At 58.6% G+C, this 12,333-nt stretch carries 11 protein-coding genes and 1 pseudogene; 7 read left to right on the top strand and 5 right to left on the bottom strand.

Going from position 1 to position 12,333, the window contains the following annotated elements; all coding sequences use genetic code 11:
* Window positions 1-18 precede the first annotated feature (18 nt).
* On the top strand, window positions 19-558 hold the full coding sequence (locus AC3EMD_RS17000) for a glycine zipper 2TM domain-containing protein (RefSeq protein ID WP_008805999.1): 540 nt from the start codon (window positions 19-21) through the stop codon (window positions 556-558).
* 57 nt (window positions 559-615) lie between these two features.
* On the opposite strand, the gene AC3EMD_RS16995 is transcribed toward AC3EMD_RS17000, so the two are convergent.
* Window positions 616-2,805 carry a TonB-dependent siderophore receptor gene (locus AC3EMD_RS16995; protein ID WP_022065355.1) on the bottom strand — a complete coding sequence of 730 codons (2,190 nt, stop codon included), beginning with the start codon at window positions 2,803-2,805 and terminating at the stop codon, window positions 616-618.
* A 69-nt stretch (window positions 2,806-2,874) separates the two neighbouring features.
* Here AC3EMD_RS16995 and AC3EMD_RS16990 point away from each other — a divergent pair, with 69 nt between their 5' ends.
* Window positions 2,875-2,997 (top strand): hypothetical protein, encoded by a 123-nt coding sequence (locus tag AC3EMD_RS16990; protein WP_012542233.1) that lies wholly within the window; start codon window positions 2,875-2,877, stop codon window positions 2,995-2,997.
* 52 nt (window positions 2,998-3,049) lie between these two features.
* Here AC3EMD_RS16990 and AC3EMD_RS16985 read toward each other — a convergent pair whose 3' ends face one another.
* Together AC3EMD_RS16985 and AC3EMD_RS16980 are read right to left on the bottom strand one after the other, a co-directional pair.
* On the bottom strand, window positions 3,050-3,685 hold the full coding sequence (locus AC3EMD_RS16985; RefSeq protein WP_008806001.1) for a TetR/AcrR family transcriptional regulator: 636 nt from the start codon (window positions 3,683-3,685) through the stop codon (window positions 3,050-3,052).
* Complete coding sequence (locus AC3EMD_RS16980; RefSeq protein ID WP_046622381.1) at window positions 3,682-3,801, bottom strand: hypothetical protein; 120 nt, start codon at window positions 3,799-3,801, stop codon at window positions 3,682-3,684. The genes AC3EMD_RS16985 and AC3EMD_RS16980 overlap by 4 nt, the downstream gene beginning before the upstream one ends.
* A 133-nt stretch (window positions 3,802-3,934) precedes the next feature.
* On the opposite strand from AC3EMD_RS16980, the gene bhsA reads away from it, so the two are divergent.
* Window positions 3,935-4,192 (top strand): multiple stress resistance protein BhsA, encoded by a 258-nt coding sequence (bhsA, locus tag AC3EMD_RS16975; protein ID WP_012542232.1) that lies wholly within the window; start codon window positions 3,935-3,937, stop codon window positions 4,190-4,192.
* A gap of 128 nt (window positions 4,193-4,320) precedes the next feature.
* On the opposite strand, the gene ldtC is transcribed toward bhsA, so the two are convergent.
* Window positions 4,321-5,280 (bottom strand): L,D-transpeptidase LdtC, encoded by a 960-nt coding sequence (gene ldtC / locus AC3EMD_RS16970; RefSeq protein WP_012542231.1) that lies wholly within the window; start codon window positions 5,278-5,280, stop codon window positions 4,321-4,323.
* 163 nt (window positions 5,281-5,443) lie between these two features.
* The gene (gene mfd / locus AC3EMD_RS16965) at window positions 5,444-8,890 is read right to left on the bottom strand and encodes a transcription-repair coupling factor (protein WP_012542229.1); all 3,447 of its coding nucleotides are present in this window, start codon (window positions 8,888-8,890) and stop codon (window positions 5,444-5,446) included.
* 39 nt (window positions 8,891-8,929) lie between these two features.
* On the opposite strand from mfd, the pseudogene AC3EMD_RS16960 reads away from it, so the two are divergent.
* From AC3EMD_RS16960 to lolE, 4 genes and pseudogenes are all read left to right on the top strand, one after another.
* A pseudogene (locus tag AC3EMD_RS16960) lies at window positions 8,930-9,052 on the top strand (hypothetical protein); the annotation flags it as partial.
* 142 nt (window positions 9,053-9,194) lie between these two features.
* Window positions 9,195-10,394, top strand: a complete 1,200-nt coding sequence (gene lolC / locus AC3EMD_RS16955; RefSeq protein ID WP_046622379.1) for a lipoprotein-releasing ABC transporter permease subunit LolC — start codon at window positions 9,195-9,197, stop codon at window positions 10,392-10,394.
* A complete protein-coding gene (gene lolD / locus AC3EMD_RS16950) occupies window positions 10,387-11,088 on the top strand; it encodes a lipoprotein-releasing ABC transporter ATP-binding protein LolD (protein WP_002900798.1) in 702 nt (233 codons plus the stop codon). Before lolC ends, lolD begins: the two co-directional genes overlap by 8 nt.
* The gene (gene lolE, locus AC3EMD_RS16945) at window positions 11,088-12,332 is read left to right on the top strand and encodes a lipoprotein-releasing ABC transporter permease subunit LolE (protein WP_008806005.1); all 1,245 of its coding nucleotides are present in this window, start codon (window positions 11,088-11,090) and stop codon (window positions 12,330-12,332) included. Before lolD ends, lolE begins: the two co-directional genes overlap by 1 nt.
* The last annotated feature ends 1 nt before the right edge of the window (window position 12,333 follow it).

The raw sequence follows: 12,333 nt of genomic DNA, 5'->3' as shown, positions 1-12,333 counted from the left end.
AACAAAGGAGGATCTCCCGTGAATAAATCTATGTTGGCGGGTATAGGGATAGGCGTGGCTGCCGCGCTGGGCGTTGCAGCTGTCGCTGGTCTCAACGTGTTAGATCGCGGCCCGCAGTATGCGCAAGTGGTCTCCAGTACACCGATTAAAGAAACCGTGAAAACGCCGCGTCAGGAATGCCGCAATGTCACGGTGACCCATCGTCGTCCGGTCCAGGATGAAAACCGTATCGCCGGTTCGGTACTCGGCGCGGTGGCCGGTGGGGTGATTGGCCACCAGTTTGGCGGCGGTCGCGGACGTAGTGTAGCGACGGTGGTGGGGGCGCTGGGTGGCGGCTATGCCGGCAACCAGCTGCAGGGGGCGATGCAGGACAACGATACCTACACTACCACCCAGCAGCGTTGTAAAACGGTGTATGACAAATCCGATAAAATGCTGGGCTACGATGTGACCTATAAAATAGGCGATCAGCAGGGGAAAATCCGTATGGATCACAATCCTGGCAGCCAGATCCCGCTGGACAACAACGGCCAGCTGGTCCTGAACAACAAAATCTAAAAACAGATTTATGTAGTGATTAGCCCCTCAATCGCTCAGGCTGAGGGGCTTTTTTTATCAGAAGGTTAACGCGTAATTCAGACCGAAGGTACGGCCACGGCCTTTGTATTCGTACAGCGATGAACTGCCGTAGGTCGGGCTGTAGAGCAGCGGCGCCCGCTGGCCCCAGATGGTGACATAGTCTTCGTTAAGCAGGTTTTCGATACTGAAGGTCAGTTTCCCCACCGGCAGCGCGTAACTGCCAATAAAATCAACGGTGTTATAGCCTTCCAGCTTGTTACCGGCGGCGTCGCTGAGGTCAAACACCTGCTGGCTCTGCACGCGCAGGCTCCACGGATCCGGCGCCCAACCCACCCAGGCGGTGGCTTTGGACGGTGAGGCGAGGGTGACATCCCATTTTTGCCAGCGGCCGTCGGTCTGCACCTGTGATTTCAGCACGTTGAAGTTACCGCCGACGCTCCAGTCGCTGTCCGGAATAAAGTAATCGACCGCTCCCTCAACGCCGTAAATACGCCGTTTGTCGGACTGAACGTCGATGGTCATGTCGGTGCGGTTGACGACGATGGTCTTATCCGAAGTCGAGTAATACGCCGCCAGCTGGGTGCGCAGGTTATCGCCGGTGTAGCGCCAGCCCAGCTCATACGAGTTAACTTTGATCCCCTGCAGCGGCGAGTCATCTACATTGACGCTGGAGATCAGCGGCAGATGGCCATTGACCGCCGCGCCGTATTTACCGATGCCGTAGTATTTACCGGGGTCCGGCAGCTCGACGCCCTGCGAGAAGTTAAACCAGGTCTGCTGACGCTCGGTCAGATGCGCCACGATCCCGGCGTTAAACAGGAAGTTGTCGTAATCGGTTTTGCCGCCTTTGATGGCGTCGGCGGAGCGCGCTTTGCCGTTGGCGATATCCTGTTGCTGGGCGTAGCCGACAAAGTCGTCAACCCGGTTTTCGGTCCACTGGTAGCGTACCCCACCGCTGACGGTAAAGATCTCGTTCAGATCGTAGCTGGACTGCAGGAACGGCGCGACGTTGGAGATGCTGTATCCCGGATAGCGGCCGGTGGTGTAGATCGATTCGTTATGCAGCCCGCCGGACGCCAGCGATTGCTGCAGATCGAAGAACATCTGGTTGGCATTGAAGGTCTCATGATCGGCGTCGAGACCCCAGGTGAGATCCCATCCCGCCAGCGGCTGGCTGTTAAGGGTCAGCTTTGCGCCATACTGATCGGTATCCTGCTGCGACGAGGAGAAGCTACTGACCTGGCCTTTCGTAAGCGTCGGGAACGGATAGAAGGTGAGGGACTCATCGCGATAGTACACCTGGCTCACCAGATTCTGGCCGAAGAAGTCGGCATCGGAGTACTGGAGGCTGATTAAGTGCCGCTCTGTACCGGGGATACGGTCGGAATTGAGCCCGTCGGTGGTGTACGCTTTGCCGCCGCTGGTGACCGCGGACATGTTCTTCCCGAGCCACAGGCCGTAGTCATCATCGCCCTGGCTTTTATAATACTGGGTGACAAGCTGCAACTGGCGATTGTCATCGATCTCAATCGTCCCCGTCCCCATCACGTCGAGGCGGTCAGAGTGCTGGAGCCCCGTTTGGGTGTTATCGAGGATCAGCGCATCGTTATTGCCATCGTACCAGCCGCCGAAACGCTGATAGGCTACCGATAAGCGCCCGGATGCATGGTCTGTCCCGCCGCTGACGGCCGCCGCGATGCGCTCATCGTGATCGTTACTGTTCGCAAACCCGCTCTTGCTGCCCACCTCGAGATCGACCTGGCGATCCTGCTGCCCTTTCTTGGTGACGATGTTGATAAGCCCGCCGGTACTGCCTCCGCCGTACAGCGAGGTCGCCCCGGAGATCACTTCGATATGTTCGATGTTAAAGGGGTCGATGGCGTCGAGCTGGCGACTGTCGGTGCGTGAGGAATTGAGCCGGACGCCGTCGATCAGCACGACGATGGCGCGCCCGCGCATGTTCATCCCGTAATTGGTGCGCCCCTGGCTGCTGACATCGATGCCCGGGATCAGCTGCGCCAGCACGTCTTTGAACTCTTTCCCGCCCTGGACCTGCTGCTCAATCTCCTGGCCCTCAATGACCCAGGTGGTTTGGGCCATTTCGGCCACGGTGCGATGGGTGCGGTTTGCACTAACGATGATGCTGTCTTCATCAGACTGAGCCGCCAGCGCAGGCAGCGAGCTGACCAGCAGCAGGGGGTGGAGCACCCAGAGGCGCTTTTTCATATCCATTCCTTTTATGAGCAAGTTGCTTTGTCGTTGTTATAGGCCGACGCCGGGTCGGCATTAGTTACAATGCGAAACATCTGGAAAAACTCAAAAAAGGATTTTGCACATAATGAATATCGCAATCAATATCATTTGCGTTTATCTTGCACGAGAAAAGGTAATAAAAATCAATCTATTTTGTGGGGATAAAGCCAACAGGAGAGTGGATCCGGCGGCAGAATACCGCCGGAGGCAGGGCACATCAGGACTCGAGGATCTGCGGCCAGAGACGGAGAGTGGTGTCGGTGATTTGCATCAGCTTGTCGAAATCCGCGCCTTCCCGCGCGCTAATCGACATCCCCTGCAGGACACAGTTGAGAAACTGCGCCAGCGGCGCGACGTCGCGGCCCGCGGGGAGTTCGCCCTGCGCTTGCCGCTGCTGCAGAAACTGAGTGAGCGCCTGCTCCTGCATCGCATGGCGGGATTTGATGGTATTGGCGATATCCGTCGAGGAGGCGGCCAGCGCGGCGGAGGTATTGATAATAAAGCAGCCGGCCGGCGTCTCTTTGCTGGTAAAGCAGGTGGCGACCGCCGTGAAGTAGTCGCGCAACGCCTGATCGACGGATTTCCCTTCGGCCAACAGCACGGCTTCGTGCTTCGCGGCAAAGCGCGAAATGTAACGATCCAACACTGCGCGGAATAGTCCTTCTTTATTCACAAATTCCGCATACAGGGTGGGGGCTTTTGCTCCTGTCGCCTCGACCAGATCGGCGAGCGAGGTCGCCTCATAGCCGTGCTGCCAGAAGAGTGTCATGGCTTTGTCCAGCGCCGCATCCCTGTCGAACACCTTCGGTCGGCCACGGCTTTTTTTGGCGCAACTTTGAACGTCAGTTGTCATGGTGCCGTTGTACCTATGTTGGTTTGGTGAAAAGCCATTATAAAAATAAACGATCGTCGGGGCCAGCGCTGTTGGTTTAAAAATAAATAAATCATATGCGTATGAAATTTAAGCATTTTATAAATAGTTAAACGATCGTTATAAAAATGCGTTGACGTGTGATGTAGATCACATTACTATTTACCTATCGATCGTTAAGTTAATACTTACGACCCTACTAAAAAATTCATCTGCACAGGTATAATAATCATGAAAACCGTTAATACTCTGGCTATTGCCGCCGTTCTTAGCTCACTCTCTTTCGCCAGCTTTGCCGCTGTTGAGGTGCAGTCCACCCCAGCGGGTCAGCATAAAGTAGGCACCATCTCTGCTTCTGCCGGGACTAACCTGGGCTCGCTGGAAGATCAGCTGGCGCAGAAAGCGGATGAGATGGGCGCCACCTCATTCCGTATTACTTCGGTAACCGGTCCGAATACCCTTCACGGTACCGCTGTTATCTACAAGTAAGCCCGATGCGTCGTTGCCCGGCCCCCTTCACCGGACAGCGATGAGTAAGACCCTGTTGTACCCCTGTTTGACCCTTGCCAACAAAAAACCCGCCATCAGGCGGGTTTTTTGTTTTGTGCAGCGTAAGACTACAACGACTGCGGTCCAGGGGCAGCATGACGCGTGACGTCAATGGGCATGCCCGAGCGGTAATTCATCGCGCGCTCCATCACCGTCCCGTCGGTTTGCGGCGCCTGTTTGAACTCCGTCATGGTCGCGTTAAGCGTAATGGGCAAGGTCTGCGGGTCGTCATCGATATGCTCAGACAGCGGCTGATGGACTTCAACCAGACGGCGGCCATCCGGCTCTACCGATACCTTGATCGGCGTGTTAATGATATTCACCTTAGTGCCTGGCGAAATGGCGTTGTACAGCGCCTTGATATCGTTGTCGCGCAGACGAATACAGCCGGAGCTGACGCGCATGCCGATGCCGAAATCGGCATTGGTGCCGTGCAGGAGATAGACTCCGCCATAGGCGGCGAGGCGGATGGCGTGATGGCCCATCGGGTTGTCAGGACCGGCTGGCACCACCGCCGGCAGCTCAATCCCCATTGCCTTATAGCGGGCGCGAATGTTAGCGGTGGGCGTCCAGGTCGGATTGGCCCGCTTGTCAGACACGGTCGTGACCATCGTCGGCGTGATGGTGGTTCCGCCCAGCTGGCCGATGCCGATCGGGTAGACGGTCACTTCATTCTTACCCGGCGGGTAATAGTAGAGGCGCAGTTCGGCAAGGTTAATCACCAGCCCTTCGCGCGGCGCATCGGGCAGCAGCGTCTGCAGGGGGATGGTCAGCACGCTGCCGGCGCGGGGAACATAGGGGTCAACCCCGGGATTGGCCTGCAGCAGGGCCAGAAAGCCGACATTGTACTTTTTGGCAATCGCCTCCAGCGAACCGCCGTTATCCTGCACCACGTGGAACGTATTCTGACCTACCAGCCGGCTGCCCGGCGGGGGAAGGGGCCAGGTGTTGGCGCGCGCGGGCAGAGCCAGCGCGGCGACCAGCGCGACCAGCGCCAGCCAGAGCGTAACGGGGAAACGGTTTCTCATTACCATAACTCCAAAATATATAAGTGGTTATTTTTATATGAAAAGCAGATGAGATTATGGCGTGAGTCTGTGTGGGGAAATCCAGGCGGATTGCAAAATGTTTGTAAAGATTGCCAGGTATGTAAGAAGGGAGATACGGCCAGGGGGCCGTATCTCCTGCCAGTCAGGCGACGGCGTTCTCTTCCAGCTGACGCATAAACTGGCGAACCCAGTCCATCCGCGTTTTACGCTCTTCCAGATCCTGCATGAATTTCAGGCGCGTCGGCCCGTCCAGCCGGAAGTGCTGGGGCTGCTTCTGCAGCAGGCCGATCAACCACACCGGATTGACGTTGTTTTTCTCGTTAAATTCAATCACGCCGCCTTTTTCGTTGCTTTCCAGTTTGCGGATCCCCAGTTTCTGCGCCTGCTGACGCAGACGGGCAATATCCAGCAGGTTGCGGGCGGCATCGGGCAGGCGGCCAAAACGATCGATCAGCTCGACTTTGATCTCCTCCAGATCGAGTTCGTTTTTGGCGCTGGCAATGCGCTTATAGAATGACAGCCGCGTATTGACGTCAGGGATGAAATCGTCAGGCAGCAGGGAAGGCATGCGCAGTTCGACCTCCGTCTGCTGGCTGGTGAGATCTTCCAGCGAGGGTTCGCGTCCGGCTTTCAGCGCATCGACTGCGTTCTCCAGCAGCTCCATATACAGAGAGAAACCGATGGTTTCCATCTGACCGCTCTGATCTTCGCCGAGCAGTTCCCCGGCCCCGCGAATCTCCAGATCGTGGGTCGCCAGCGCAAAGCCGGCGCCGAGATCTTCCAGCGACGCAATGGCTTCGAGGCGCTTTTGCGCATCGGTGGTCATCGCTTTCGGATGCGGCGTCAGCAGCCAGGCATAGGCCTGATGATGCGAACGGCCAACGCGGCCGCGCAGCTGGTGCAGCTGGGCGAGGCCAAAATGGTCGGCGCGTTCGATGATGATGGTGTTGGCGGTGGGAATGTCGATCCCGGTTTCGATGATGGTGGTGCACACCAGCACATTGAAGCGCTGGTGATGGAAGTCATTCATCACCCGCTCCAGTTCGCGCTCCCGCATCTGGCCGTGGCCGATGGCTATCCGCGCCTCCGGCACCAGCTCCGCCAGCTTGTCGGCGGCTTTCTGGATGTTTTCGACGTCATTAAACAGATAGTAGACCTGGCCTCCGCGCAGCGTTTCGCGCAGGATCGCCTCGCGCACCACCAGGGCGTCGTATTCGCGAACGAAGGTCTTCACCGCCAGACGGCGCGCCGGCGGCGTGGCGATGATCGACAGGTCCCGCATCCCGCTCATCGCCATGTTCAGCGTCCGCGGGATCGGCGTGGCGGTGAGGGTCAGGATATCGACATCGGCGCGCATTGCTTTGATGCGTTCTTTGTGACGAACGCCAAAGCGGTGCTCTTCGTCGACGATCAGCAGCCCCAGATCGCGCAGCTTCACCTCGCTCTGCAACAGCTTATGGGTGCCGATTAAGATATCGATTTTGCCTTCCGCGGCCTGCTCGAGGATCTGCGCCTGCTCTTTAGCGCTGCGGAAGCGGGAGAGCATTTCGATGCGTACCGGCCAGTTGGCGAAGCGATCGCGGAAGTTGTCATAGTGCTGCTGAGCCAGCAGGGTGGTCGGCACCAGCACCGCCACCTGCTTGTGGTTCTCCACGGCGAGGAAGGCGGCGCGCATAGCCACTTCGGTCTTACCGAAGCCCACATCGCCGCACACCAGGCGGTCCATGGCCAGCGGCTGGCACATATCGCTGAGGACGGCGTTAATCGCCTGCGCCTGATCCGGCGTGGTTTCAAACGGGAAGCCGTCGCAGAACAGCTGATACTGTTCGCGGTCGTGTTTAAAGGCAAAGCCCGCCTTCGCCGCGCGCTGGGCGTAGATATCCAGCAGCTCTGCCGCCACGTCGCGTACTTTCTCAGCCGCTTTTTGTCGCGCCCGGGTCCAGGCATCGCCGCCCAGCTTGTGCAGGGGCGCGTTCTCTTCCGCCCCGCCGGCGTAACGGCTGATAAGATGCAGGGAGGATACCGGAACGTATAGCTTGGCATCGTTGGCGTAAGTCAGCATCAGGTATTCGCCGGTGATGCCGCCGGCTTCCAGGGTGGTCATTCCCGCATAGCGGCCCACGCCGTGCTCCAGATGGACAACCGGCTGGCCGATATGCAGTTCGGCAAGGTTGCGAATGAGGATGTCAGGGTTGATGGTGCGGCGTGAATCCTGCCGGCGGCGCGCCACGCGCTCGCCGAGCAGGTCGCTTTCGCAAATCAGCGCCAGGCCGCGCTGACTGTCAATAAACCCGTGTTCAGCGGCGCCAATCATCAGATAGCGGCCATTGCCGGTGGCTTCTTCCAGACGCAGCACGTGTTTTGGCGCAATTTTAATCCGCGCCAGCATTTCGCTCAGCGCTTCACGGCGACCCTCGCTTTCCACGGAGAAGATCACCGGGCCGGTAAAGGACTCGAGGAAGCGGCGCAGATTATCCAGCGGCGCTTTGTTTTGCGCCTGCACCGCGAGGTCCGGCAGCGTCTGGTAGCCCAGATTGGTATTCGCCGCTTTGTCCGCCAGGCGCTCGGTTTTCAGCTGTACGCGCGGCCATTTTTTCAGTTCGCCGAACAGCTCATCGCTGCGCAGCCACAGCAGTTCCGGCGGCAGGAGCGGGCGCATCGGATCGACGCCGCGGTTTTCGAAGCGGGCGCGGGCTTCATTCTGAAAACGTTCCGCGCTGGCCTCGAGATCGCCGGTGTTGACGATCAGGGTGCTGGCCGGGAAATAGCTAAATAACGGCGGCAGCGGCTCGCTGAAGAACAGCGGCTGCCAGTATTCGATACCGGCAGGCAGTGTCCCTTTACTGACCTGCTGATAGATATGCTCGGCATCGCGCTTCACCTCAAAACGGTCGCGCCACTGACTGCGGAACAGCTCGATGGCGGTCTGGTCGGTGGGAAACTCGTGCGCCGGCAGCAGGTTAATGGCCGCCACTTCCTCCAGCGTGCGCTGGCTGTCGACGTCAAACAGACGCAGGCTGTCGATTTCATCGTCAAAGAAATCGAGGCGGTAGGGCTGGTCGCTGCCCATCGGGAACAGGTCGAGCAGCGCGCCGCGGGTGGCATATTCGCCGTGCTCCATCACCTGATCGACATGGCGGTAGCCGGCACCCTCAAGCTGATCGCGCAGCGCATCGCGCGACAGGCGCTGGCCCTTTTTCATCACCAGCGCGTGCCCGTGAAGGAAGCTGTGCGGGCAGACGCGCTGCATCAGGGTGCTGACCGGGACGATCAGTACGCCGCGCTGCATGGTGGGTAACTGGTAAAGGGTGGCAAGACGGGAGGAGATGATATCCTGGTGCGGCGAGAAGCTGTCGTAGGGGAGCGTTTCCCAGTCAGCCAGCCCCATCACCATGCTGTCGGTGAACTGCCTGATCTCGTCGTTCAGACGCAGCGCGTTTTGCATGTCAGGTGCCACCAGCACCACCGGGCCTTTGTGGCGTTCGGCCATCTCTGCCACCAGGGTAGCGCAGGCCGCGCCGGTCAACTCGCCAAGCTGGCGCAGATCACCGGCTTTGGCCGGCAATGAGTATCGATATTGTTCAGGCATAGACGGTTTCATGGTCTCTTGGGGATTCGCTCTGCCGATATGGAGGGCAACTCGCTGATATTCAATAGTGAGATTATCCGCGATTGGTCTGGATTCGCCAACCCGAATTGCCATCAGGTGTTGGTTCAACAAACATCCGGGTTGCGGATAAGCGTAAAGATATATCAGCAAGGTCTTATCTATCCGATTGTATTTGCTTGGTTTTTAGGATTATTGCTAATAAAGTCGTCAGGTATCAGTCATTTACGCTGCTCGTATTCGCTTATATACTCGGGCATCGGCTATCAGCAACCAGATGGATGACATGTACCAACCTGCCGCACTCTTTATCGGCCTGCGCTATATGCGCGGGCGCGCAGCCGACCGCTTCGGTCGATTCGTCTCCTGGCTCTCAACCATCGGCATTACGCTTGGCGTAATGGCGCTGGTGACGGTCCTGTCGGTGATGAACGGCTTTGAACGCGAGCTGCAAAACAATATCCTGGGGCTGATGCCGCAGGCCATTCTTAGCGCCAAACAGGGCTCGGTGAACCCTCAGCAACTGCCGGAGCGCGAGGCGAAACTCCAGGGGGTGACCCGCGTGGCGCCGATCACCACCGGTGACGTCGTCCTGCAGAGCGCGCGCAGCGTGGCGGTCGGGGTCATGCTGGGCATTGATCCTGCGCAAAACGATCCCCTGACTCCGTACCTGGTGAACGTCAAACAGAGCGATCTGCAGGCGGGCAAATATAACGTTATTCTCGGCGAACAGCTGGCGGGCCAGCTGGGGGTTAATCGTGGCGATCAAATTCGTGTGATGGTTCCTTCCGCCAGTCAGTTTACGCCAATGGGCCGCGTGCCGAGCCAGCGTCTGTTCACGGTCATCGGCACCTTCGCCGCCAACAGCGAAGTCGATGGTTATCAGATGCTGACCAACATCGACGACGCCTCTCGTTTAATGCGTTATCCGCTGGGGAATATCACCGGCTGGCGCCTGTGGCTGGATAAACCGCTGCAAGTGGATACCCTGAGCCAGCAGACGCTGCCGCCAGGTACCCAGTGGCAGGACTGGCGCGAGCGCAAGGGCGAACTGTTCCAGGCGGTGCGCATGGAGAAAAACATGATGGGCCTGCTGCTGAGCCTGATCGTCGCCGTCGCGGCCTTCAACATTATTACCTCGCTGGGGATGATGGTGATGGAGAAGCAGGGCGAAGTGGCTATCCTGCAAACTCAAGGGCTGACGCCGCGGCAGATCATGGCCGTCTTTATGGTGCAGGGCGCCAGCGCCGGGATCGTCGGCGCGCTGTTGGGAGCCGTGCTTGGCGCGCTGCTCGCCAGCCAGTTGAATAATTTAATGCCAGTCATCGGCGCCTTCCTTGACGGCGCGGCGCTGCCGGTGGCGATTGAGCCGTTGCAGGTTATTGTTATCGCCCTGGTGGCGATGGTGCTGGCCTTGTTGTCTACGTTGTACCCTTCCTGGCGCGCTGCCGCCACCCAACCCGCTGAGGCTTTACGTTATGAATAAGATCCTGCTGCAATGCGACAACCTGTGCAAACGCTATCAGGAAGGCAATGTGCAAACCGATGTCCTGCACAATGTCAGCTTCAGCATTGGTGAAGGCGAGATGATGGCCATTGTCGGCACCTCCGGCTCTGGCAAAAGTACGTTGCTGCATCTGCTCGGCGGCCTGGATACGCCCACCTCTGGCGACGTGATTTTCTCCGGCCAGCCGATGAGTAAACTCTCCACCGCCGCGCGCGCCGACCTGCGTAACCGCGAGCTGGGCTTTATCTATCAGTTCCACCATCTGCTGCCGGACTTTAGCGCGCTGGAAAACGTGGCGATGCCGCTGCTGATTGGCAAAAAGAAGCCGGCGGATATTGAACGCCAGGCGAAAGCGATGCTGCAGGCGGTCGGGCTTGAACACCGCAGCCATCACCGTCCGTCGGAGCTCTCCGGCGGTGAACGCCAGCGGGTGGCGATTGCCCGCGCGCTGGTGAATAAACCGCGGCTGGTGCTGGCGGATGAACCGACCGGTAACCTTGATGCTCGCAACGCCGACAGCATCTTCCAGTTGCTGGGCGAACTGAACGTCGCGCAGCGCACCGCGTTTCTGGTGGTGACCCACGACCTGCAGCTGGCGAAACGCATGAGCCGCCAGCTGGAGATGCGTGATGGCCGTCTGACCGCCGACCTGACCCTGATGGGGGCCGAGTAATGGCGTCTCCGTTATCGTTACTGATTGCATTACGTTTCAGCCGCGGACGGCGGCGCGGCGGCATGGTGTCGCTGATCTCGGTGATCTCCACCATCGGCATTGCGCTGGGGGTGGCGGTGCTGATCGTCGGCCTCAGCGCGATGAACGGTTTTGAACGCGAGCTGAACAACCGCGTGCTGGCGGTGGTGCCGCACGGCGAAATCGAACCCGTGAACCAGCCGTGGAATAACTGGCAGGAGGCGCTGGCGAAGGTGCAGAAGGTGAAGGGGATTGTCGCGGCAGCGCCCTATATTAACTTCACCGGCCTGGTGGAGAGCGGCAGCAATATGCGCGCCATCCAGGTGAAAGGGGTCGACCCGCAGCAGGAAACCCGGCTCAGCGCGCTGCCCACCTTTGTGCAGAATAACGCGTGGGCCGGATTCAAGGCCGGCGAACAGCAGGTGATTCTGGGGAAAGGGGTCGCCGATGCGCTGCACGTGAAGCAGGGGGACTGGGTGTCGATCATGATCCCTAACGCCGACGCCGACCATCAACTGCTGCAGCCAAAACGCGTCAGGCTGCATGTGACCGGAATTTTACAGCTGAGCGGCCAGCTCGATCATAGTTTTGCCATGATCCCGATGCAGGATGCGCAGCAGTACCTGGAGATGGGCGGCAGCGTGACCGGCATCGCAATCAAGGTCACCGACGTTTTCCACGCGAACAAACTGGTGCGCGACGCCGGCGAGGTGACCAACAGCTACGTCTACATCAAGAGCTGGATCGGCACCTATGGCTATATGTATCGCGATATCCAGATGATCCGCGCCATTATGTATCTGGCGATGGTGCTGGTGATCGGCGTGGCCTGCTTTAACATCGTCTCGACGCTGGTGATGGCGGTCAAAGACAAAAGCGGCGATATTGCGGTGCTGCGCACGCTTGGCGCAAAAGACGGCTTAATTCGCGCGATTTTCGTGTGGTATGGTTTATTAGCCGGATCGGTAGGCAGCCTGTTTGGGGTAGTGATCGGCGTGATCTGCGCGTTGAACCTGACGTCAATCATCAACGGCATCGAATACCTGATTGGGCATAAATTCCTCTCCGGCGACATCTATTTTATTGACTTCCTGCCGTCAGAACTGCACTGGCTGGACGTCTTTTATGTGCTGGTGACAGCACTGTTGCTGAGTTTGCTGGCCAGCTGGTATCCCGCCCGCCGCGCCAGCCGCATCGACCCGGCGAGGGTGCTGAGTGGCCAGTAAT

It is taken from the genome of Klebsiella sp. PK18, assembly GCF_057784655.1.
Note: the sequence above shows the minus strand (reverse complement) of the source record. Positions and strands in the feature narration are given on the sequence as shown.